Source organism: Hungatella sp. SL.1.14 (genome assembly GCF_024460495.1).
Classification (GTDB): Bacteria; Bacillota; Clostridia; order Lachnospirales; family Lachnospiraceae; genus Hungatella; species Hungatella hathewayi.
The window spans coordinates 1-255 of record NZ_JANFYJ010000588.1 but is presented as its reverse complement, the minus strand read 5'-3'; the positions used below and the strand labels follow the sequence as shown (position 1 = coordinate 255).

Below are 255 nucleotides of genomic sequence, written 5' to 3'. Positions count from 1 at the left end.
CCGCTGCTTACCAGGTCATCATAGTTTCCTGTAAACTCCGGATCCTTAGTTCCATACGTCTTTGACGCGCTGTTCACCGTGATGGTCACATTTCTCGGCCTGATCACTACCGCCGCACTTACGGCTTTGGTTTCCTTGTAATTCGGATTCGTCGCCTTTACGTATACGGTATGTGTTCCTGCTTCCGTAAAGGTCGGGGCCGTCTCACTGTATTCTGTTCCGTTGGTTGAATACAGCAGCGTAGATCCTTCCTTC

The 255-nt window shown here is 50.2% G+C and carries 1 protein-coding gene; it reads right to left on the bottom strand.

Features of this window, described 5'->3' with window-relative positions; genetic code table 11:
• The coding region (locus NE473_RS32425; RefSeq protein WP_256265751.1) for an MBG domain-containing protein at positions 1-255 on the bottom strand (255 nt) is incomplete at both ends.